The sequence below is a fragment of the Streptomyces sp. NPDC008238 genome, assembly GCF_042956445.1.
Classification (GTDB): Bacteria; Actinomycetota; Actinomycetes; order Streptomycetales; family Streptomycetaceae; genus Actinacidiphila.
Genome location: NZ_JBIBGK010000022.1, coordinates 69,765 through 90,310, shown reverse-complemented (window position 1 = coordinate 90,310; position 20,546 = coordinate 69,765). Strand labels below are relative to the sequence as shown.

The window sequence follows — 20,546 nt, the reverse complement described above, 5'->3', positions numbered from 1 at the left end:
CCGCCGGCTCCCGGCCCCGCCGCTCACCTGCGCGGGGCCACGAACAGGCTCTGCACGCCGCGCCCGATGGGGCCCTGCTCGTCGTGGAGGGCGGTCTCCGCCATGCCCACCCCGTACGGGTCGACGGTGGTGCGGGCGTCGAGGCACACCCACTCGCCCGCCGGGTGGCGGTGGAGGTGGACGGTGAGGTCGGGGTTGACGAAGAGGTGCGTGGCGAAGTCCAGCACGTTGCTCACGCCGTTGCCGGAGTCCGCGGCGACCAGGACGCGGTCCAGGGGAGCGGTCTTCTCGCCCGCGACGAGCGGGACGCGCATCCGCAGCCAGCAGGTCGCGGGTCCGCGGTCGAGGAAGGAGCCGGCGGCGAACCGGGCCTCCACGGCCGTGTGGTAGCCGGTGTCCCACGGCACGGGGAAGAACGGCTCGGGACGGGCCTGCCGGGGCCCGGGAACCGGGGGCTCGGGCGAGGCGGCGCCGGGGTCCGCGTCGGGACCGGTGCCCGGGGCCGCGGCGGGCCCCGCGGCCGGGACGGTGCCGGGCGCGGTGCGGATGCGCAGGGCCCGCGCCCGCATGACCTCCGCGCCCCCGTCGGGAGTCAGGGCGGCCTCGACCAGTTCGACGCTGCGCCCCTCGCGCAGCACGCGGGTGGTCACGGTCAGCGGGGCGAGCGGCACGGGGCTGTGGATCTCGAAGGTGATCCGGGTCAGGCGCATGTCCTCGCGGGCGCCCGGACGCGTCTGCACCGCGCGGCCGAGCAGGGCCGCCGGCGGCCCGGCGTGCTGGCTCGCGGCGTCCCAGGGGCCGCGTGTGTACCCGGTCGGGAGGAAGCGCTCGTCCGCCACCCGCTCGAAGAAGGCCTCGACTGAACTGTGGTCCGGCACGCTCACCGCTGCTCTCCCGCCCGCTGACGACGGAACAGAGGCTACTGGCGGGTAGCCGCCGTGTCACGGGGGCGCCCGCCCGTCCCCTCAGGCGGCGGCCACCGTCAGCTCGAACCACGTCGTCTTGCCCGTCGCCGTCCGGTCGGAGCCCCAGGCGTCGCTGAGCAGGTCGAGGATCTCCATGCCGCGCCCGCCCTCCGCCTCGCTGTCGGCGACGCGCCGGACGGCGGCCCGGGGGCTGACGTCCTCGACCTCGCACCGCAGACGTGCCTCCTGGACGCGCAGGTTCAGCCGGACCGGGCCGCGCGCGTGTCGCAGCGCGTTGGTGACCAGCTCGCTGACCAGCAGCTCCACGGTGTCGGCGAGATCGCCGAGGCCCCACTCGGCGGTCCGCGCGGTGACCAGCCCGCGGGCGCGGCCGACGGAGGTCAGCTCGCGCTCCAGCGGCCAGGAGGAGCCCAGGGTGGTGGTGCGTCCCGCCGGAGCGTGCAGGGGGCGCACGGGTTCCAGGACCCGCGACCACAGCCTGAACTGCCTGGCGAGCCAGGACGCGGGGGTGCTTGCCTCGTCCGTGCCGACGGCCTCGACGGCCATGGCGATCATTCCCTTCGGTGTCGGTGTCCCTCCGGCGGCAGCGGCTCGGAGCCCGGCGGCCATTCCTGTAGCAGTCGCTACACCTACCGAATATACATGTAGCGGGTGCTACGGTAAACAAACCGGCAAAGCAGATTAAACAGACGAATCATCCACCGGAGGTCGCGATGCCACGACGGGCCGATCCCGCCAAACGGCGGGAACTCCTCGACCGCGTAAGGGAGTACGTGGTGACGCACGGTCTGGCGGACCTGTCCCTGCGGCCGATGGCCAAGGCGCTGGGCACCAGCGACCGGATGCTCCTCTACTACTTCGGCAGCAAGGAACGCCTGGTCGCCGAGGCGCTGGCGCTGGACGCCGACCGCCCGATCCTGCGCTTCCAGCGGGTCCTCGCCGTCATCGGCACCCCCCGGGACGCGACCGCCGTGCGGCGCCTGGCGGAGGCGCTGTGGCGGGACATCCGCAGCCCGGAGCGGCGGGCGCTGCTGCCGCTGTACTTCCAGGTGATGGCCTCCTCGATGCTCAACCCCGAGCGGCACGGCCCCTACCTGGGCGGTCTGGTCGCCGAGTGGACCGATCTCCTCGTCCCGGTCTTCGAGGGCCTGGGCATGGACGGGGAACACGCCCGGATCGAGGCCCGCCTGCTGGTGAACGGCTCCTTCGGCACGCTCGTCGCGCTCCTCGCCGACGGCGAAGAGGAGCGGGCGGACGTCTCCTTCCGCGCGCTCCTCGACCGCCTCGAAACCGGCTGGCGCGCCCGGGACCGTACGCCCGGGGGCGCCGCGGCTACGTGAGCCCGGGCCGGGTTCACGCCCTGGCCAGTGCCTCCTCGGCCGCCTCGAGCGCCGTCTCGCGGTCGGCCGGGACGAGACCGACGCGTGTGCGCCGGTCGAGCAGGTCGCCGGTGTCGAGCGCGCCCTCGTGGCGGACGGCCCACACCAGTTCCGCGCGCGTGACGGGGTGGCCGGGGACGACGGGCTCCCGCAGGGCGGGGTCGGCGGCACCGAGGGCGTGGACGGCGGGGGCCTCGGTGCCGTAGCGCTGCACCAGGCGGCGCGGGGCCTTGAGCGCGGTGAGCACGTGCGGTGCGGCGGCGCCCACGAGGGGGAGCGACGCGGTGCGGCAGGGCCCGGCGCCGAGGCCGCGGGCGGTGACGGCCGCGTCGACGGCGTCCTGGGCCATGCGGCGGTAGGTGGTGAGCTTGCCGCCGACGACGGTCACGACGCCCTCCGCCGAGGTGAGCACCGCGTGCTTGCGCGAGATGTCGGCGGTGCGGCCCGAGCCGTCGGCGGAGGTGTCGAGCAGCGGGCGCAGCCCGGCGAACGCGCCCACCACGTCGTCCCGGTGCACGGGGACGTCGAGCGCCGTGCCGAGCACGTTGAGCAGGAAGCCGATGTCCGTCTCGGGCACCTCCGGCACGTCGGGCACCGCACCCTCGACCGGCTCGTCGGTGAGCCCCACGTACACCCGGCCGTCGCCCTGCGGCAGCACGAGCACAAAGCGGTTGGCCTGGCCGGGGACCGGTATGTGCAGCCCCGCGGGCAGCCCCCCGAGGCCGTCGGCGCGCAGGACCAGGTGCGTGCCGCGGGACGGCCGCAGCCGTACGCCGTCGACCAGGCCGCCCGCCCACACACCGGAGGCGTTGACCACCGCGCGGGCCCGGATCGTGTGCTCCTCGCCGGTCAGTTCGTCGCGTACGACGGCGCCCGAACCGCTGAGCGAGACCGCGCGCACCCGGGTCAGGACCCGGGCCCCGTGCGCCGCCGCGGTCCGGGCGATCGCCGTCACCAGACGGGCGTCGTCGGCGAGTTGGCCGTCCCACGACAGCAGGCCGCCGCGCAGCCCCGACACGCGGAGGGCGGGGGCGAGGTGGCGGGTCTCGACCGCGGACAGCCGGCGCGGCGCCGGGAGCGTGGCCCGCGCCGTCCGCGCCGACAGGCGCAGCGCGTCGCCGGCCCGGAAGCCCGACCAGGCCAGCGCGGCCTGGCCGCGCGAGACCAGCGGGGTCAGCGGCAGCACGAAGGGCTGGGGGCGGACGAGGTGGGGCGCGGTGCGCTCCATCAGCACGCCGCGTTCCACCGCGCTCTCGTACGCAACGTTCAACTGGCCCGAGGCCAGGTAGCGCAGACCGCCGTGGATCAGCTTGGAACTCCACCGCGAGGTGCCGAAGGCCAGGTCGTGGGCGTCGATCGCGGCGACCGACAGCCCCCGGGACGCCGCGTCGAGGGCCGCGCCCGCGCCGGTGGCGCCGAGGCCCACGACCAGGACGTCCACCTGCTCGCCGGCGGCGAGCAGGGCCAGCTCGCGGGCGCGCCGCGCGGCGGTGAGCGAGGAGGCGGGAGAGGGCGCGGGGGAAGCGGCCCGGGCACTCGTGGGACTCGTGCCGCTCATGGGGCTCATGGGGCTCATGGGGTGAGGATCCTCTCCAGGATGTCCCGCAGCTCCCCGAGGAAGGCCGCGGAGTTCAGGTCGGGGTCGTCCTCGGCGGTCATGGTGCGCAGCGAGAGCGCGAACGACTGGACGACGAGCATCACCGAACGGGCCTGCAGGACGAGGTGCCCGGCGCGGACCGAGCCGTCCGCGTGGCCCTCCTCCAGGGCGCCGGCGACGAGCTCCAGCAGCGCGTCCTGGCTGGCCCCCCGGCGGTCGAGCACGTAGGGGAGCAGCAGTTCGGGGTCGACGTCGAGGATCTTGACGAACAGCGGGTGGGCGCGGAGGGCGCGGACCACCTCCACCAGCCCCTCGACCATGTGCGTCCGGGTGCTGGCGCCCGGGCGCCGCTCGGGCATCGCCTCCACCGCGACCGAGACCCACTCGCGGGTCATCAGGTCACCGACGAGCGTGCGCACGTCGGGCCACCGCCGGTAGAGCGTCATGCGGGAGACGCCGGCGCGGCGGGCCACGTCGGTCAGGGTCGTGCGGCGGACACCGACGGCCAGGACGCAGTCGCAGACCGCGTCGAGCACCGGATCGCTGTCCGAGGTGTTGTGACGAATAGGCGTCATGTGTCACAGTGTAACGCCCTGTAAGGGGCGCGGGGACGACACCCCGGGAACGAACACCCAGAGACGACCGACCGGTGAGGACGAGCCCGTGGACATGTTGTGGAGCGGCTGGGGCGAACCGGCCGAAGCGGCCCCGCTGCCCGACACCGTGACCGGCCTGCTGCGCGACCTGCTGGGCGTCAAGCCCCGCGGCGCGGAACCGGCCGCCCTGGAGGACCTCGCCGTACCCGGCTCCCCGCTCACCGAAGCGGCCCGGATGGACCTCGCCGACTGCCTCGGCGACCCGGCCCACGTGCGCACGGACGCCGAGTCCCGGATCCGCCACACACGCGGCAAGTCCACCCCGGACCTGCTGCGCATCCGCGGCGGCGACGTCGAGGACACCCCGGCGGCCGTCGTGCTGCCCGCCGGCCACGACGAGGTCCTGGCCGTCCTCGCGGTCTGCGCCGAACACGGCCTCGCCGTCGTCCCCTTCGGCGGCGGCACCTCCGTCGTCGGCGGCCTCGCCCCGCACGGGCCGCGCCCCTTCGTCGCCCTGGACCTGCGCCGCATGAACCGGCTGCTCTCGCTGGACGCCGTCTCACGGACCGCGATCCTCCAGCCGGGGCTGCGCGCCCCCGAGGCCGAGGCACTCCTGGCCGAACAGGGCTTCACCCTCGGCCACTTCCCCCAGTCCTACGAGTGGGCCACCATCGGCGGGTTCGCCGCCGCCCGCTCCAGCGGCCAGGCCTCCGCCGGCTACGGGCGCTTCGACGAGATGGTGCTCGGCCTGACCGTCGCCACCCCGCGGGGCACCCTCGACGCCGGCCGCGCCCCCCGTTCCGCGGCCGGACCCGACCTGCGCCAGCTCGTCCTGGGTTCCGAGGGCGCCCTCGGCGTCATCACCTCCGTGACGGTGCGGATCCGCCCGCTTCCCGAGGTCAAGGTCTACGAGGGCTGGCGGTTCGCCTCCTTCGCCGAGGGCGCCGCGGCGCTGCGCCGGCTCGCCCAGGACGGACCCCGCCCGACGGTGCTGCGCCTGTCCGACGAGACCGAGACGATGGTCGGCCTCGCCCAGCCCGACGCCATCGGCGCGGAAGGGGCCGCGACCGCCGGCTGCACGGCGATCGCGGGCTACGAGGGCACCGCGCAGGACACCGCGCTGCGCCGGGAGCAGGCCGCGGCCGTACTGCGCGAGTGCGGCGGCGAGTACCTGGGCGAGGAGCCCGGCGAGCGCTGGGCCCACGGCCGCTTCTCCGCCCCCTACCTGCGGGACGCGCTCCTCGACGCGGGCGCCTTCGCCGAGACCCTGGAGACCGCGACCTTCTGGTCCCGGATCGCCGAACTGTACGACGCCGTGCGCGAGGCGCTCACCACGACGCTGACGGAGGCCGGGACCCCGCCGCTGGTGATGTGCCACATCTCGCACGTCTACGAGAACGGCGCCTCCCTCTACTTCACCGTCGTCTCGGCGCAGGGCGAGGACCCCGTGGCGCACTGGACCCCCGCCAAGGAGGCCGCCAACGAGGCGATCCTCGCCGCGGGCGGCACCATCACCCACCACCACGGCGTGGGCACCGACCACCGCGACTGGTACGTACGGGAAGCGGGCCCGCTCGGCATCGCGGCACTGCGCGCCGTCAAGGAGGCGCTCGACCCCGACGGGCTGCTCAACCCCGGTGTCCTGCTGCCCGTCCGCTGACCGGCCGCCGACCACCCGCCCCGCGTACACCCGCCGCCCACCCGCCCCCGCACCGCACCGACCCGCACCGGAGGCACGCCCATGCGCCCGTTCACGGCCGTCGTCAATCCCACCGCCGGGGGTTCCACCGGGGCGGCGGCGCTCCTCCCGGTGGCGAAGCTGCTGCGGGAGGCGGGCGCCGAGCTGGAGACCGCGTACAGCGACAGCCTCCGGCACGCGCAGGACCTGGCGCGCCGGGCGGGGGAACGCGGCCACGTCGTCCTCGCCGTCGGCGGGGACGGCATCGTGGGCGGCATCGGCGGCGCCCTCAGCGGCACCGGCACCGTCCTCGGCCTCGTCCCCGCCGGCCGCGGCAACGACTTCGCGCGTGCCCTCGGCCTGCCCTCCGGGCCCGCCGAACTCGCCCGCGTCCTGCTGCGGAACGAGCCGCGCGCCGTCGACACCATCGAGGTCGAGTCGGCGGTGCACGACCGGACCGTCGTCCTCGGCAGCGTCTACGCCGGTGTCGACGCCGTCGCCAACCACCACGCCAACACCGCCCGGCTGCTGCGCGGTCCGGCCTCCTACTACGCGGGCGGGCTGCGCGCGGTGGCCGGCTGGCGCGCTGCCGCCTATCGCGTCACCGTCGACGGCGTCGTCCACGAACGCCGCGGCTACACCGTCGTCGCCGCCAACTCCGGCTACTACGGCTCCGGCCGCGCCATCGCGCCCGCCGCCCGGGTCGACGACGGGCTGCTCGACGTCGTCATGATCCACGACGCGCCGCGCCGCCTCTTCTTCGCGCTGATGAACGAACTCAGGACGGGCGCGCACGTCGAGCGCCCCGAGGTCGAGATCGTGCGCGGAAAGGAGATCCGCATCGAGGCCGACCGCGCGGTGCCCTACGGCGCCGACGGAGAGGTGGAGGCCGCCCTCCCGGTCACCGCGCGGATCCTCCCGGGGGCGTTGCGGGTGCTGTGCTGACCCCGCGCGCTGAGTAGGCTCGCCCGGTGCCCGAACACGCCTACCTCGCCGCGGTCCGGCAGTCGTACGACACCGTCGCGGAGGACTACGCCGCCCGGGTCAGCACCCCGGACGCCCTGGATCCGCTCTCCCGCGCCATGCTGGCCGCCTTCGCCGAGACCGTCCGCACGGCGGGCCGCGGCCCGCTGGCGGACCTGGGATGCGGCCCGGGCCACGTGACGGCGCACCTGGCCGCACTGGGGGTGCCCGCGCACGGCGTCGACCTCTCGCCGCGGATGGTCGAACTGGCCCGGGCGGCCCACCCGCACCTGCGCTTCGCCGTGGGCTCCATGACCGCGCTCGACATCGGCGACGGCGAACTCGGCGGAGCCCTCGCCTACTACTCCACCCACCACACGCCGCCCGAGCTGCTGCCGGTCGCCCTCGCCGAGGTCCACCGCGTCCTGGCACCCGGCGGTCACCTGATGCTCGCCGGCTGGGTGGGTGAGGACGAGCACCTCCACCCGGAGCACGCCTACGGCGGCCACCCCGTCTCGTACGCGCTGCACATGCTCCCGGCCCCGCGCATCGCCGCACTCCTCGCGGAGGCGGGCCTCACCGTCACGGCCCACCTCGTCCAGGAACCCGACGCGGGAACGAAGCGCCCCGTCGCCACCTTCCTCGCCCAGAAGCCCGAACACCCCGGAGGGGCGGGCCCGGCGTTATCCGGGGAGCACGCCGGTGTCCGGACCTCGCCGGCGCAGTCGAACACCACGCGACCCGGACCGATCCCGCGCGGCGGGCTTGAACCGGCCGTAACGGAAGGTCATAGCGTTGTCGGCGTGATCGGGAACGACGACGACCGGCAGCTGTGGAGCATCGGCGAGGTGGCCCGCGCCACCGGGACGACCGTCCGCACGCTGCGCCACTACGACGAGATCGGCCTGCTCGGGGCGAGCGCACGCACCGCCTCCGGACACCGCCGCTACACCGCCGGGGACGTGCGGCGGCTCTACCGGGTGCGGGCACTGCGCGGGCTCGGGCTGCCCCTGGACGAGATCCAGCGCGTCCTCGCCGACACCGCGGAGGACCTCGGTTCGATGCGGGACCTGCTCGCCGCCCAGCTGTCCGCCATGGAGGCGCACGCCGGGCGGATCCAGCAGCTCACCGCGCAGCTCCGCGGGCTCCTCGGGCGCATGGAGACGTCGCTGCCCGATCCCGAACAGTTCATGACGACCCTGGAGATGATGTCCGTGTTCGAGACCCACTTCACCACCGAGCAGCAGGAGCAACTGGCCGCGCGCCGGGCCGAGATCGGCCCGGAGGGCGTCGAGGCCGCGAGGACCGAGTGGGCCGGGCTCGTGGAGGCGCTGCTCTCGCACGCCGAGGCGGGCACCCCCGCCGGTGACCCCGAGGTCAGGGACCTGGTCGCCCGCTGGGACGCCCTGGGCGGCCGCTTCCACGCCGGGGGAGAGGACGGCGAGGCGACCAGGGCCGCCGCACGGCGGCTCTGGGACGAGCGCGGCGAGGAACTCGCGCGGAACCTGCCGTGGTCCCCGGACCGGATGAGGGCCCTGGTGCGGTACGTGGAGGAGGTGCGCGCGGCCGGCTGACCCGCGCCGTCCGGGGCGCCGGGGCGGCCCGTCCGGGACCTCGGCGCCTCCCCGGGGCCCGGTTGCCCGCCCCGGGCACCGCGCGCCCGGGCGGGCCGTCCGCCCTCCGGACGCGTTTCCGGGGCGCCGCGCCGACGTCGTAGCATCCGCTGGAGGGGGACGACAGCGGAAGGGAGCCGATGGACCCGCACGAATCCGTGGCGGCGCGCGCCGAGGACGTGGTGCTCACCCGGGCCGCACAGGCCGGTGACGTCGCGGCGCTCGGCGTGCTCCTGGAACGTCACCGGGCCGGCATGCGGGCCGTCGCGCTGAGCGTCCTGGGCCCCGGGCCCGATGTGGACGACGTGCTGCAGGACGCGGCGCTGACGGCACTGCGCCGCGTGGGCGACGTCCGCGACCCCGCCGCGGTCGGGCCGTGGCTGCGGATGGTCGTCCGCAACGGCGCCCGTTCCCTGCTGCGCGGCGCGGTCCCCACCGCGCCCGTCGACGACCTGGTGCTGCGCGCGGCGGACTCCGGCCCCGAGCGGTGGCTGGAGAGCAACGCCCTGCGGGACTGGATCTGGGAGGCCATCGAGCAGCTGTCCCCCACGCTGCGACTGCCGCTCGTCCTGCGCCACTTCACCACCGGTGTCAGCTCGTACGAGCAGATCGCCACGGCCTGCGGGCTGCCCGTCGGCACCGTCCGCAGCCGGCTGAGCCAGGCCCGGGCCAAGCTGGCCCAGGCGCTCGCCGACACCGCGGACGGCGCCCACGACGACACCGTCCGGCGCACCAGGGCCAGCAGGACCGAGGCCCACGAGACCCTGGCCGCGGCCGAACGCGGCCACTTCGCCGACCTCCTGCGCGAACGCTGGTCCCCCGAGGTCGCCCTGCTCAGCGGGAAGGAGCGGGTGGGGGACCGGGGGCTGCTGATCCGCGGCATGGAGTGCGACCTGACCGCCGGCATCCGCCAGCGCCTCGTCCACGCCGTCGCCGGGCGCTCGCTGACCGTCTGGGAGATGGACATCGTCAACCCGCCGGACAACCCGGACCACTGCCCGCCCTCCGTCGCGTGGCTGATGACCCACGACTCCGCGGGCCGGGTGGACCGCCTCCGCCTGCACCACCCCCGCCCCGTGCCCCTCCCCGGCGCCGCGGCCGCCTGAGCGGAGCGGTGCGGAGGGCAGCGGGCGTACGGGGCGGGGGTGGCCGCTCCTCAGCCGTGGAAGCGGACGTAGCCGTCACCGTCGGCGTCCGAGCCGCGCTTGGTGTACGCGTGGACGTCCGAACGGCTGCCGGACGGCTTGTAGAGGTAGACCGTGTCCCGGTCGTTGTTCCACAGGAAGTTGCAGTTGTCGCGGTAGACCACGTTGCCCTTGTCGGAGTCCGTTCCGTGGCCCCCGCGGAGCTTCACGAAGTCCCCGGGCTGCAGGCGGTGGCTCGCGGTGAAGACGAAGCGGTTGCCCGTGGCGTCCTTGACGACGTAGCCCTTGAGGTCGACCGTCGCCGAGGCCGAGTAGTTCTTGATCGTCAGGTACTCCCCGCGGGTGTTGCCCGAGGAGCAGCTGTTGGAGTCCCGCCCGGGCGCGTCGTACTGCGCCCCGCGGACCTTGAGGGCCGAGCTGTACTCGGCGGCCTGCGCCTGGGTGGGTATGAGGACGGCGGTCGCGCAGACCGCGGCGAACGCGGCCGCACCGATGCGGATGTGCCGGGACATGGGAATCCCCCCTGCCGGGATCGGGCCGCGCGCGGGTCGTGCGCGCGGCGGAAGCGGAACGTCACATCGGACCGGGTCACGGTGCCGCCAGGACGACGAGCGTGGTGACGACGAGCGTGGTGACGACGGGCGCGGTGACGGCGAGCGTGGTGACGGCGGGCCACACGTGGGTGCGGCCACGTCCGTTCACGGCCGCGTTCCCCCGCCCGGTGCCCGGTCGATGCCGACGCCGGCTCCGCCGGGCGCGCGGGGAACACGTCACCCCGCCTGCCCGTGCCGGGTCCCCCGCCCCCGCCGGCGTCTTGCGAGGTATCAAACCACTCCAGGTGAAGCGGAGTCGGGCTTTCCGGAAGTTGGCTTCCCAAGCGAAGCAACCGGTCGGCAACGGGCTCATACCGCCAGGTCCGCACTATGGCGACGCGTGCACCACCGCGTCGCCGGGCTGTCAGGATGTGGGCATGAACGAGAACGATCAGGGGCGGGACGAGCTGCTGGCGGCCGCGGTGGGGCTGCGCGAGCGCGGGGAGGCGGAGGCGTCGAGGGAGCGGCTGGTCGCCCTGGCGCAGCAGTTCCCGGGGGACGCGGAGGTGGCCTACCAGGCGGCGTGGGCGCACGACGTGCTGGGCCTGGAGGCGGAGGCGGTGCCCTTCTACGAGCAGGCCCTGCGCGGGACGGGACTGTCGGAGGACGACCGGCGCGGCGCGCTGCTGGGCCTGGGCAGCACCTACCGGATCCTCGGCCGCTACGACGAGGCGGTCCGGCTGCTGCGCGCGGCCATGATGGACTTCCCCCGCGACGGCGCGCTGCGCACCTTCCTCGCGATGGCCCTGTACAACACCGGCGGGCACCGCGAGGCGATGCGGATCCTGCTGACGCTGCTGGCGGAGAGCAGCACCGACCCGGACGTCGCCCGCTACCGGCAGGCCGTCGCGTACTACGCGGAGGACCTCGACGCCACGCTGTGACCCCGCTCGGTGCCCGGACCGCCGCCCGCGCCACGCGTCGGGCCGGACGCATGGCCGCGGGCCTGCGGCACGGCGCGGGAACCGGCAGAAGCGCCGCTTATGGCCCCCTTCGGGGGCGCGCATGGCCGCCCGCTTGGGCTCGGGCGGCCCGCGAGGTTGCCTGGGAGGAAGGGGCGTACGTCCCTCCCGCTCGTGCGCGATCCCGTGAGGAGAGGGCCATGGACACCAGCGACCTGCGACTGGCGGCGATGCACACGGTCTCGCGGCGCCTGGGCGACACCGTCGGCTCTCTCACCGGCGACGAGCTGCTCCACCCGTCGTTCGCCGACGGCTGGAGCCTCGCGCAGGTGCTGGTCCACCTGGGCACGGGCGCCGAGTTGTGCGCCGCGGCCGTGCGCCGAGGCCTCACCGGGGACCTCACCAGGCCGTCCCGGGACGAGATCGCGGACGTGTCCGAGCAGTGGATCCCGCTCAGGCCCGCCGCGCAACGCGACGCCTGGCAGGAGGCGGAGGCCGGGCTGCTGGGACTGCTGGACTCCCTCGACGCCGGGGTGCGCGCGTCGCTGACGGTGCCGTACTTCACCGGGCCCGTGGGCTTCACGGACTTCACCGGCTACTGGCTGTCCGAGCAGTCCGTGCACACCTGGGACGTGGCGGTGGGACTGGACGGGACCGCGACGATCCCCGCCCCCGAGGTGGCGCTGCTGTGGGACCGGATCGACATGGTCGCCTCGATGAGCCGCGACGGGGACACGCTCACCCGGCTCGGCCCGCGCCAGATCGCGGTGGAGCTCACCGACCCCGAGCGCCTGCTGTGCCTGGCCCTCGGCTCGGAGGTGCACATCCTCCCCTGCGAGGGGGCCGAACCCGCAGGGACGGTGTCCGGACCGGCCGAGGCCGTGCTGCGCCTGGTGTACGGCCGCAACCGTCCCGAGGACGGCGTGACCGCGCGCGACGGCGTCACCCTGGACGACCTCCGCGCGCTCTTCCCCGGCTACTGAGCCGGACCGTCGCCGAGCGCGACGAGGCCGGCGCCGGTCGGCACGAACCCGCAGGCGTCCACGTAGAACTCGCGCAACCCGTCCTCGAAGTCGACGTGCAGCCACGCGCATCCGGCCGCCCGCGCCCGCCGGACCGCCTCGGCCACGAGCCCGGCCCCGATCCCGGAGCGGCGGGAGTGCGCGGCGACCACGGTGTCCAGGACGAAGGCGTGGGCGCCGCCGTCCCACGCGACGTTCACGAAACCGACGAGCTCACCCTCCCGGTGCGCGCAGACCCAACCGAGGCTGTGGCGGCGCACCCGGGCCGTCCAGTCGACCTCCGCGCCCCCACCGCCGAACCCCTCCGCGTGGAGCGCGTTCACGGCCGCGTCGTCGAACGTGCCGCGCCACGCGTACGAGATCGTCATGGCGCGAGCCTACGCGGCCGCTCCGAAGCCACCCCCGGCCCGCAGCGCACGTGGCCGGCCCGCGGGTTCAGTCCCCAAGGCGCAGGATGACCGGGTTGGTCAGCGCGGCCATCGGGCCCCACTGCAGGTCGGGACCCATCGTGTTGCCCCGGCCGGGCGTGCCGTCGGCCTTCGGGTGGCGCACCTCGGCCCGCACGTACGCGGCGAGCGAGGCGGTGGTGCGCCAGAGGACGGTGCCCGATCCGGCCGCGTCCAGCGACTCCTGGTGCATCTGGCCCTCGTCGGTGATGAACCGGACGGTGCCGTCCGGGACCCCGGAGACCTCCAGGCGCACGTCGACCGGCGCGTCCGCGCGGAGCTTCAGCGTCTCGCCGATCCCGGCCTGCCGGCCGCCGCCGGTCGCGGTGAGGGCGAGGGTCACGGAGGAGGACTCGGCGACGTAGGTCCGGCCCTCGCGGATGCCGTTCAGCACGGCCTTGCGGTTGAGGTCCTCCGCGTACACCACGGTCTGCGGCAGGCCGATGACCTGCGGGACGCTGTGGGCGTCGCTGTTGCCCACGGCCGGCAGCCAGTCGTTGCCGGTGCGCATCGCGGTGCCGAGCATGGCGTCCCAGGTGTCGACCGCCGACTCGTCGTCGTAGGTCCAGGGGCCGTTCCACACCTCGACGGCGTCGGCGTCCTCGTAGCCGAACTTCCACTGGCAGGCCACGTACGGGCAGTACGGGTGGGCCGGGACGACCAGCCCGCCCTGGCGGTGGACCTGGCGGGCGAAGCGGGAGAACGCGTCGTCGCGGGCCCGGTATCGCCAGTCGATCCACGCGCCCGGCTCCAGGCCCAGCGCCAGCCAGTGGCCGTTGCGGGTGGTGACCTCCTCGCCGGTGACGACCAGCAGGTCGGGACCCGCGTGGTCGCCCCACACGCCGTGCGCCGAGGAGGTGTTGTGGTCGGTGGAGACGATGAAGTCCAGCCCGGCCTCGCGCGCCCCGGCGGCCACCTCCGAGGGCAGCCGCTTGCCGTCGGAGTGCACGGTGTGCAGGTGCGCGTCGCCCCGGTACCAGGCCCGGCCGCGGCCCTTGGCGCGCTCGGCGGGGTAGGACGGCACGAAGCGCGCCCCGGGCGCGCCGTACCGCAGGGTCACGCTGACCGAGTAGTCCATGCCCTGCGGGGCGACCTGGTACGGGCCCAGCACGATGTGCCACGTTCCGTGGTTCACCGGCCCCGGCAGGTAACCCGGCGTGGCGCTCTCGCTGTTGACGGTGAACGAGGTGCGCGCCCCGCCGGACCAGCCGCGGAAGCCCGGGCCGCCGAGCGCGGTGCCGCGTTCGTCGAACACGCCGATGTCGCAGGAGTTGCCCGGGGTGCCGGCAAGGACGGGCGGCTTGTCGTAGCCGTAGGACACCGAGATCTGGTTGACGCCGCGCGGGACCTCGACCGGCAGGTACACGAAGTCGCTGACACCGGTGTCCAGATGACCGGTGATCACCTTGGTGACCTCGCCGCCCTCCGGCGTACCGGCCTCGGCCGCCTCGGCGAAGGTCACCGGCGTGAGCGTCAGGATGCCCGCCGCGCCGACGATCCCGCTCGCCATCAGCAGGGCCCGCCTACCCGGGCCGGACGCCTCCGCGGCCGCCGCCGGCGGCACCCGGGGCGGTTCGTGGCTGTCTTCACAGGTTCCAGGCTGGCACACGGCGGTTCTCCTGAACGGGTGGTGTGTGCACGGACCCCCGGTACGCTCCTCCGCCCGGGTGAACGCCGGGCAGAGCGCGGGGAACCCCCGGCAACGCCTGCCTGAATCCCGTGCCGCCCGGCGTCCCGGCGGCGGAACGGGGTTCCGCCGCCGGGGAGGCGGAGGTCAGCGGCGCAGGAGGCGGCGGCTGACGGCGGCGCAGATCGCGACGAGCACCGCGGCGAAACCGAGGAGTGCCAGGCGCTGGGAGACGTACAGTGTGCCGACGCCGAGCCCGAGGACGGGCACCGACAGGCCGATGTACGCGGCCAGGAACAGGCCCGCGAGGGCCTCGCCGCGGCGGTGCGGCTCCGCGAGGGAGACCACCGTGGACACGGTGCCCTTGAAGAGCACCCCGGCACCGGCACCCGCCGCCATGCCGCCCGCCACGAACAGGCCGAGGCTCGGCAGCCACACGGCCGCCGTCACCGCGGCCAGGCCGGCCACCATCAAGGCCAGGCCGGTCGCCATCTGGCCCCGGGCGGAGACCCGCAGCAGCAGCGCCTGGGCGCCGGCCGCGGTCCCGAAGATCAGGAACGGGACGAGGCCGGCCAGCGCGCGCGACGGATGGTGCAGCGTGCCTGAGACGAACGCGGGCCCCAGTGAGGTGAACAGGCCCAGCACCGCGAAGGCCGCCAGCGTCGCCCCGGAAGCGGCGAAGAACGCCGGGCGCGTCGCCGAGGGCACCGAGACGCGCTGCGGCCAGTAGGCGGGGCGCTCCTCGGCCAGTTCCACGGTCTCCGGCACGAGCGCCACCCCGGCGGCGGCGATCAGCAGCAGTCCCAGGAAGACCAGGTAGGGGGTGCGCAGCGGCGCGCCGACGTACTGGGCGAGCAGTCCGGAGACCAGCGGGCCCACGGCGAAGCCGCCCATGTTGGCGGTGGTGGAGATCAGGTCGGAGCGGCCCCGGCCCGCGTGCGGCCGCGCGGCGGCGTGCAGTTCCGACAGGTGTGCGGTGGCGGTGGCCGTGATCATCCCGACGCCCAGGCCGGAGACGACACGGGCGGCGATCAGGACGCCGAGCGAGGTGGACGTCAGGAACATCACCGCCGACAGGGCCTCGACGATCACGGCGGGCAGCAGGACGCGGCGCCGGCCGAGCCAGTCCGAGACGTGCCCGGCGAGGAACAGGCTCACGACGACCCCGAGCGCGTACGCGGCGAAGGCGACCGTGACCATGAAGGTCGAGAACCCCTCGCGGGCCTGGTAGAGCGTCCACAGCGGGGCCGGGACGGCGGCGAAGGCCATGGCCGCGAAGAAGGCGAAGGCGATGACCCAGAAGCCGGAGCCGTGCCCGAGGGGGCTCCGGCGGGTGGAACGGACGGGAGGACGGGCGGTGGCGCCGGCGTGGGAGGCGGACCTGGTGGCGCGGCGTGCGGTGGCCGTCTGCGGGGACACATCTTCTCCTGGGCGGACGAAATGATTGAACCCTCAAAGAGTGTGCCGGGCGGTAGCATCTCGTCCAACGATGATTCGTGCTCGGATCGATCCGCCTGATGGATGGTCAGCCATGGAACTCCGTCACCTGGAGTACTTCCTCGCCGTCGCCGAGGAGCTGAACTTCACCCGCGCCGCCCGCCGGCTGCACGTCGTGCAGTCCGGGGTGTCCGCGGCCGTCCGGGCCCTGGAGCGGGAGCTCGGGGCGCCGCTGTTCGAGCGCACGTCCAAGCAGGTCGCCCTCACCGCCGCCGGCGACGCGCTGCTCCCCGAGGCGCGGGCCACGCTGGCCGCCGCGCAGGCCGCCCGGGACGCCGTCGGCCAGGTCGCCGGAGGGCTGCGCGGCACCCTGCGGGTCGGCACGATGACCTCGATCGCCATCCTCGACCTGCCGGGACTCTTCGGACGCTTCCACGCCGACCACCCCCAGGTCGGCATCCGCCTCATCGCACCGATCGGCGGTTCCGTGGGCCTTGCCCAGGCCCTGGCCGACGGGGAGCTGGACGTCGCGTTCGTCTCGCTGCCCGGCAGGCCGCCGGCCGGACTGACCGTCCGGTCGCTGGCCACGGTGCCGCTGGTGGCGGTCCTGCCCGCCGGCCACCCGGCGGGGAGCGGGTCCGTCGTGGACCTCGCCGACCTGGCGGGGGAGCCCTTTATCGACTCGCCGGTCGGCTTCGGCAACCGCCTGGTCGTCGACCGGGCCTTCGCCGCCGCCGGGCTGGAGCGCTTCGTCGTCATCGAGGTCACGGACATCACCACGACCGCCGACTACGTCCGGCAGGGCCTTGGCGTGGCCGTCATGCCGTCCTTCGCGGTCGCCGCAGGCGACCCCGGCGTACGCGTGCGCCCCGTCGCGGGCACGCCCCTGGAATGGTCGATGGGCGTCGCCTACTCCTCGGTGCGCCGCCCCGGCGCCGCGCTCACGGCGCTGCTGGCCCTCATCGCGGAATACGTACGCGTCCCGCCCGGAGCCCTGTGAGGACGGCGGTCGTGACCAGGGCGTACGCCACGTGCGGCACGACGTCGGAGATCCAGTCCGAGCGCGACCAGGTGCGCGGATCGGTCACCCGCAGCACGGTCATCGGCCCGTTGGTCCCGATCAGCGCGCCCACGGTCGCCGTCGCCGTCAGCAGCACGGTCTGCGGCCGCCAGCCGCAGGCCAGCGCCAGGCCCAGCGTCGCGCCCATGCCGGCCCCGGCCGCGATGCCGGTGAGGGCGCCCAGGGACGAGGTGCGGTTGCGGCGGGCGCCGTCGTCGCCCGGGATCCGCACGTGCGTGGTCTCGGAGAGCCGCTCGACGGTCGTCTCCGGGGCGGTGCTGGCGGCGCGGCCGCGCAGCAGCATGTCCAGGTAGCCCACGGTGTTGAGCGCCGTCGTGCCCGCCGCACCCGCGGCCGCCCCGCAGAGCACGCCGTGCGCGGGCCCGAAGCCGTCGCGGCGCGTCACGGGAACACCCTGCCGCGGGGAGGCGTGCCGTCGGACCGGGGGGCGGGAGTGCGGGTCGTCGCCTGCATGTCTTCCAGTAACGCGCCGGACCGCTCGCCTCGCCACCGGGAGCCGGGGGCGGCCGCGGGGAGCGGCGGCGGTCATCCGAGGGCGGGGTCCAGGCCGGTGAGCAGCCGCGCCACGCCCAGGCCCGCGGTCAGGTACTCGACGAAGGTCCCGTTGTTGAGCGCCCACGGCGAGCGCCGCTCGCGGACGAGCGCGACGGCGGCGGTCACTTTTAGACCCCCCTCGACCAGCGCCTGCGCGACGACCAGCCCGGAACGGTTGTAGCCGGAGTGGCAGCGCACCAGCGTGCGGCGCCCGTCCCGCACGGCCCCGGCGACCGTGCGGGCCATCCCCTGCACCGTCTCGATCTGCCCCGGGGTGAGCGGGCCGTCCGGGATCTCGGCCACGAGGTGCTCCACGCCGGGCGCCGGGCCGTGCCCGGAGCGCGTGAACAGACTGACGACGAGGTCGAACTCGTCGGCCACCACGGCCGGTTGCGGTGCGCCCCGCGGGTCCGTCCAGTCGTGCCCGCCCATCCACAACGCCGGCGCGACCTCGTTCCAGGCCGCATCCGGCCCGGGGAGGTCACGATCCCTTTGACGCGTCCTCATGGCACACCCCTCCGATTCCCCCAACGGCCCCCGCCCGGAGAGGGTTTCTTGTTTTTCGGGGCCGACTGCATGAACCCGTCGCGTCCGGGAACCCGAGCAGTACGGCCGCGCCAGCGACTACCCACCCCCCCCCCGGTCGCCGGCGCGGCCTTCACCTGCGCGTGCTCAGCCGGCCGCCTGGAAGACGCGGCCAGCGGGAGTGGTGTGGGTGCCGTCGGTGAACAGGCCGCTGCTGGGTTCGGCCGGGTCGGCACCCAGGCCGAACCAGGCGTAGCGCTGCACGTAGGGCAGTTGCTCCAGCGCCTTGGTGGACGCGGTGACGAACGCGGCCTGCTGCTCCGGGGTGGGGAAGCGGGTGCCGTGGGAGAAGTCGATCAGGGCGTACTCGGTGAGCCAGATCGGCTTGTGGTAGCGCTGGTGGACCTCCTCCAGGTAGGACGTCAGCTGGGACACGGCCTCCGCGGTGCGGAAGTCGCCGCCGTACCAGTGGAGCGTGACGAAGTCGACGCGGTAGCCCTTGGCCGCGGCGCCCGACATGAAGCGGTCGAGCCACCCGCCGGGGGTGGCCCCGTTCCTGGCGACGGCCGGGCTGCCGACGATCCGGCCGGCGTCCGTCAACTTCGGCCACAGCGACAGGGCCTGCTCCACCGACATGTTCGACTGCTGCGCCATGTCTGGCTCGTTGAAGCCGAGCAGGTACGGGCCCTGCGCCTTCGCCTGGGCCAGGTTCTGCGGGGTGACGGAGGCGGGCCCCCAGATCATCGGGACGAACCGGCCCGACGGCGGCGAGGCGACGTCCTGGTGCCCCGTGGACCAGGTGTAGTACCAGCTCGCACCCGACGAGGCGAGGGCCTTGCCCACCCCCGGGAAGGTCCACACCCCGACGCCCTTCTTGCCGGTCGAGGCGACCTGGACCACGGGGGCCTTCCGGGTCGGCTTCGGTGACGGGGCCTTCTTCGTGGGCTTCTTCGACGGGCTCGGCGAGGGGGACGGGCTGGGGGAGGGGCGCGAGGGCGTGGCCGCCGCCGTGGCGGCGGGTGAGGAGACGGCAGGGAGTGCGTCCGCCTCCGGCGCCGCCGACGGACCGTTCATGACGTGGGCGGCCAGCAGCGCCGTGGCCACCACCGCCGCGACGGCCGCGGCGCCCAGGACCGGGGTCCGCGCTCCGCGTGACGTGGCCCGGCCGGCGGCCCGGTGGGCACCGCGCCCGGCCGGTCGCGGCGCCCGTGCGGGGCCGGAGGCGGCGTGCCCGTGCGTCGCCGGCCCCGGGAAGGTCTGCCCGGGCCCGGTGTGCGTGGTCAGGCCGTGTTCGTTCAGGCCGTGTTCGTTCAGACCGTGCCCGGTCAGGCCGGGCTCGTTCAGGCCGGTTTCGTTCAGACCGTGCCCGGTCACTTCGGCGACCACCCGCCCCGGGTCCAGCGCCGGGGGCAGCGCGAGCAGCGGCAGCCCGCTGAGCAGCCGGTCCATGGGGAGCAGACCCTCCTCCATCCCGACGCAGGCTCCGCACCCCCTGATGTGCCGCGCGAACCGCTTGCGCCACAGCGGACTCGGCACGCCGTCCCAGGTGGCGGCCGTCGCCCGCAACTCGCCGCAGCCGGGCGCGGCGGCCAGCGCTCGGACGACGACGCGGGACGCCTCCATCTGCTTCTTCATGCGCTGCACCCGCACCGCCGCGTGCCGGTCCGACAGGCCCAGCGCGGCGGCCAGTTCGGCCCGGTCCAGTTCCCCGGTCTCCTCGAGCCACCACAGCGCCAGCAGCTCGCGGTCGTCCTCGTCGAGCCACCGGGTGGCCTCGGCGACCTCACGGCGCTGCTCGGTGAGCCCGAGACGCAGGATCGTCAGCCCCGCGAAGTCCAGGGCCGGGTCCGGTATGCGCTCGGCGTCCTCCAGCTCCGCGCTGCGGTGCCGCGCCACGGTGCGGTCCCGCTCACGGTCGCGGACCTGCCGGATCGTGATCGCCACCAGCCAGGACCGGAACGCCGCCGGGTCCCGCAGCTCCGACAGCCCCCGCACCATGCGCAACAGCGTCTCCTGAACGACGTCGTCCACGTCGGCATGGCCGTTCAGCGCCCGGCCGACGATGTTGTAGACCAGCGGCAGGCACTCCGCCACCAGCCGGTCGAGGGCCCGCCGGTCGCCCGAGCGTGCCGCCGCCACCACCCCGGCGCCCGGTCCGCTCCGGTGCGTCTTGCGCATGTGGCCTCTTCCCTACTCGGTCTCGCTGTCCACGACCGCGCGGCCGCCCGGCGACCGCGCTGCCTCCACGAACAGGAGACGGCCCGCCCGCGCCCGGACAACACAAATCCCGTGCGGTCCGCGTGCGGATGTGTGTGGTCCCCCGGTGGCCCCGGCGGTCCCCGGCTCAGGCTCACGCGCCGGGCGAGGACGAGGAAGGCACAAGGATGGCACGACCCGGCCGGAACGGAAGCGGCCCACGGCCGCGGCTCCGGGCCGAGGGCGCGGCGAGGGCCGGGCGAGGGCGGCGGGGTGGCGGTACCGT

19 protein-coding genes and 1 pseudogene are annotated in these 20,546 nt (G+C 75.0%); 9 read left to right on the top strand and 11 right to left on the bottom strand.

Annotation, left to right across the window (positions count from 1 at the left end):
- Positions 1-23: 23 nt before the first annotated feature.
- Both ACFZAU_RS32085 and ACFZAU_RS32080 read right to left on the bottom strand, forming a co-directional pair.
- Positions 24-884, bottom strand: a complete 861-nt coding sequence (locus ACFZAU_RS32085; protein ID WP_500555065.1) for a thioesterase family protein — start codon at positions 882-884, stop codon at positions 24-26.
- 81 nt (positions 885-965) lie between these two features.
- Positions 966-1,472, bottom strand: coding sequence for an ATP-binding protein (locus ACFZAU_RS32080; RefSeq protein ID WP_500555064.1), 507 nt, complete (start codon positions 1,470-1,472; stop codon positions 966-968).
- 230 nt (positions 1,473-1,702) lie between these two features.
- On the opposite strand from ACFZAU_RS32080, the gene ACFZAU_RS32075 reads away from it, so the two are divergent.
- Entirely contained in the window at positions 1,703-2,266 is a 564-nt protein-coding gene (locus tag ACFZAU_RS32075; RefSeq protein WP_500555063.1) for a TetR family transcriptional regulator, read from the top strand.
- Positions 2,267-2,279: 13 nt separating this feature from the next.
- Here ACFZAU_RS32075 and ACFZAU_RS32070 read toward each other — a convergent pair whose 3' ends face one another.
- Positions 2,280-3,863, bottom strand: coding sequence for a glycerol-3-phosphate dehydrogenase/oxidase (locus tag ACFZAU_RS32070; protein ID WP_500555095.1), 1,584 nt, complete (start codon positions 3,861-3,863; stop codon positions 2,280-2,282).
- A gap of 14 nt (positions 3,864-3,877) precedes the next feature.
- The gene (locus tag ACFZAU_RS32065) at positions 3,878-4,477 is read right to left on the bottom strand and encodes a TetR/AcrR family transcriptional regulator (RefSeq protein WP_500555062.1); all 600 of its coding nucleotides are present in this window, start codon (positions 4,475-4,477) and stop codon (positions 3,878-3,880) included.
- Positions 4,478-4,565: 88 nt separating this feature from the next.
- Here ACFZAU_RS32065 and ACFZAU_RS32060 point away from each other — a divergent pair, with 88 nt between their 5' ends.
- The 5 genes and pseudogenes from ACFZAU_RS32060 (at position 4,566) to ACFZAU_RS32040 (ending at position 9,858) form a co-directional block, all read left to right on the top strand.
- Positions 4,566-6,158 carry an FAD-binding oxidoreductase gene (locus ACFZAU_RS32060; protein WP_500555061.1) on the top strand — a complete coding sequence of 531 codons (1,593 nt, stop codon included), beginning with the start codon at positions 4,566-4,568 and terminating at the stop codon, positions 6,156-6,158.
- Positions 6,159-6,239: 81 nt separating this feature from the next.
- The gene (locus ACFZAU_RS32055) at positions 6,240-7,121 is read left to right on the top strand and encodes a YegS/Rv2252/BmrU family lipid kinase (RefSeq protein ID WP_500555060.1); all 882 of its coding nucleotides are present in this window, start codon (positions 6,240-6,242) and stop codon (positions 7,119-7,121) included.
- Between the two features lie 26 nt (positions 7,122-7,147).
- Positions 7,148-7,804, top strand: a pseudogene (locus tag ACFZAU_RS32050) (class I SAM-dependent DNA methyltransferase); the annotation flags it as partial.
- 138 nt (positions 7,805-7,942) lie between these two features.
- The gene (locus ACFZAU_RS32045; RefSeq protein WP_500555094.1) at positions 7,943-8,713 is read left to right on the top strand and encodes a MerR family transcriptional regulator; all 771 of its coding nucleotides are present in this window, start codon (positions 7,943-7,945) and stop codon (positions 8,711-8,713) included.
- Between the two features lie 179 nt (positions 8,714-8,892).
- Positions 8,893-9,858: an RNA polymerase sigma factor gene (locus tag ACFZAU_RS32040; protein WP_500555059.1), complete on the top strand. Its 966-nt coding sequence runs from the start codon at positions 8,893-8,895 to the stop codon at positions 9,856-9,858.
- A 50-nt stretch (positions 9,859-9,908) separates the two neighbouring features.
- On the opposite strand, the gene ACFZAU_RS32035 is transcribed toward ACFZAU_RS32040, so the two are convergent.
- Positions 9,909-10,409 (bottom strand): lamin tail domain-containing protein, encoded by a 501-nt coding sequence (locus tag ACFZAU_RS32035; RefSeq protein ID WP_500555058.1) that lies wholly within the window; start codon positions 10,407-10,409, stop codon positions 9,909-9,911.
- A gap of 458 nt (positions 10,410-10,867) precedes the next feature.
- Here ACFZAU_RS32035 and ACFZAU_RS32030 point away from each other — a divergent pair, with 458 nt between their 5' ends.
- Both ACFZAU_RS32030 and ACFZAU_RS32025 read left to right on the top strand, forming a co-directional pair.
- On the top strand, positions 10,868-11,374 hold the full coding sequence (locus tag ACFZAU_RS32030) for a tetratricopeptide repeat protein (RefSeq protein ID WP_499608364.1): 507 nt from the start codon (positions 10,868-10,870) through the stop codon (positions 11,372-11,374).
- Between the two features lie 218 nt (positions 11,375-11,592).
- Positions 11,593-12,375 (top strand): maleylpyruvate isomerase N-terminal domain-containing protein, encoded by a 783-nt coding sequence (locus tag ACFZAU_RS32025; protein ID WP_500555057.1) that lies wholly within the window; start codon positions 11,593-11,595, stop codon positions 12,373-12,375.
- On the opposite strand, the gene ACFZAU_RS32020 is transcribed toward ACFZAU_RS32025, so the two are convergent.
- The 3 genes from ACFZAU_RS32020 to ACFZAU_RS32010 all read right to left on the bottom strand — a co-directional run bounded on the left by ACFZAU_RS32020 (position 12,369) and on the right by ACFZAU_RS32010 (position 15,906).
- Positions 12,369-12,782: a GNAT family N-acetyltransferase gene (locus ACFZAU_RS32020; protein ID WP_500555056.1), complete on the bottom strand. Its 414-nt coding sequence runs from the start codon at positions 12,780-12,782 to the stop codon at positions 12,369-12,371. The two genes, ACFZAU_RS32025 and ACFZAU_RS32020, sit on opposite strands and share 7 nt — an antisense overlap.
- Positions 12,783-12,849: 67 nt before the next feature.
- A complete protein-coding gene (locus tag ACFZAU_RS32015; RefSeq protein ID WP_500555055.1) occupies positions 12,850-14,370 on the bottom strand; it encodes a CehA/McbA family metallohydrolase in 1,521 nt (506 codons plus the stop codon).
- Between the two features lie 264 nt (positions 14,371-14,634).
- The gene (locus ACFZAU_RS32010; RefSeq protein ID WP_500555054.1) at positions 14,635-15,906 is read right to left on the bottom strand and encodes an MFS transporter; all 1,272 of its coding nucleotides are present in this window, start codon (positions 15,904-15,906) and stop codon (positions 14,635-14,637) included.
- Between the two features lie 112 nt (positions 15,907-16,018).
- Here ACFZAU_RS32010 and ACFZAU_RS32005 point away from each other — a divergent pair, with 112 nt between their 5' ends.
- Positions 16,019-16,924, top strand: a complete 906-nt coding sequence (locus ACFZAU_RS32005; protein ID WP_500555053.1) for a LysR family transcriptional regulator — start codon at positions 16,019-16,021, stop codon at positions 16,922-16,924.
- Here the strand turns inward: ACFZAU_RS32005 and ACFZAU_RS32000 are convergent.
- The 3 genes from ACFZAU_RS32000 to ACFZAU_RS31990 all read right to left on the bottom strand — a co-directional run bounded on the left by ACFZAU_RS32000 (position 16,884) and on the right by ACFZAU_RS31990 (position 20,242).
- Positions 16,884-17,390 carry a hypothetical protein gene (locus ACFZAU_RS32000; protein WP_500555052.1) on the bottom strand — a complete coding sequence of 169 codons (507 nt, stop codon included), beginning with the start codon at positions 17,388-17,390 and terminating at the stop codon, positions 16,884-16,886. The two genes, ACFZAU_RS32005 and ACFZAU_RS32000, sit on opposite strands and share 41 nt — an antisense overlap.
- A gap of 140 nt (positions 17,391-17,530) precedes the next feature.
- Positions 17,531-18,046: a protein-tyrosine phosphatase family protein gene (locus ACFZAU_RS31995; protein WP_500555051.1), complete on the bottom strand. Its 516-nt coding sequence runs from the start codon at positions 18,044-18,046 to the stop codon at positions 17,531-17,533.
- Positions 18,047-18,211: 165 nt separating this feature from the next.
- Entirely contained in the window at positions 18,212-20,242 is a 2,031-nt protein-coding gene (locus tag ACFZAU_RS31990; protein ID WP_500555050.1) for a sigma-70 family RNA polymerase sigma factor, read from the bottom strand.
- Between the last annotated feature and the right edge of the window lie 304 nt (positions 20,243-20,546).

What these genes read in the sequence shown, in the direction of transcription:
- ACFZAU_RS32080 (WP_500555064.1), bottom strand. Translation starts at nt 1,472, where the DNA reads ATGGCCGTCGAGGCCGTCGGCACGGACGAGGCAAGCACCCCCGCGTCC.
- ACFZAU_RS32070 (WP_500555095.1), bottom strand. Translation starts at nt 3,863, where the DNA reads ATGAGCGGCACGAGTCCCACGAGTGCCCGGGCCGCTTCCCCCGCGCCC.
- ACFZAU_RS32065 (WP_500555062.1), bottom strand. Translation starts at nt 4,477, where the DNA reads ATGACGCCTATTCGTCACAACACCTCGGACAGCGATCCGGTGCTCGAC.
- ACFZAU_RS32055 (WP_500555060.1), top strand. Translation starts at nt 6,240, where the DNA reads ATGCGCCCGTTCACGGCCGTCGTCAATCCCACCGCCGGGGGTTCCACC.
- ACFZAU_RS32040 (WP_500555059.1), top strand. Translation starts at nt 8,893, where the DNA reads ATGGACCCGCACGAATCCGTGGCGGCGCGCGCCGAGGACGTGGTGCTC.
- ACFZAU_RS32035 (WP_500555058.1), bottom strand. Translation starts at nt 10,409, where the DNA reads ATGTCCCGGCACATCCGCATCGGTGCGGCCGCGTTCGCCGCGGTCTGC.
- ACFZAU_RS32030 (WP_499608364.1), top strand. Translation starts at nt 10,868, where the DNA reads ATGAACGAGAACGATCAGGGGCGGGACGAGCTGCTGGCGGCCGCGGTG.
- ACFZAU_RS32025 (WP_500555057.1), top strand. Translation starts at nt 11,593, where the DNA reads ATGGACACCAGCGACCTGCGACTGGCGGCGATGCACACGGTCTCGCGG.
- ACFZAU_RS32020 (WP_500555056.1), bottom strand. Translation starts at nt 12,782, where the DNA reads ATGACGATCTCGTACGCGTGGCGCGGCACGTTCGACGACGCGGCCGTG.
- ACFZAU_RS32015 (WP_500555055.1), bottom strand. Translation starts at nt 14,370, where the DNA reads ATGGCGAGCGGGATCGTCGGCGCGGCGGGCATCCTGACGCTCACGCCG.
- ACFZAU_RS32005 (WP_500555053.1), top strand. Translation starts at nt 16,019, where the DNA reads ATGGAACTCCGTCACCTGGAGTACTTCCTCGCCGTCGCCGAGGAGCTG.
- ACFZAU_RS31995 (WP_500555051.1), bottom strand. Translation starts at nt 18,046, where the DNA reads ATGAGGACGCGTCAAAGGGATCGTGACCTCCCCGGGCCGGATGCGGCC.
- ACFZAU_RS31990 (WP_500555050.1), bottom strand. Translation starts at nt 20,242, where the DNA reads ATGCGCAAGACGCACCGGAGCGGACCGGGCGCCGGGGTGGTGGCGGCG.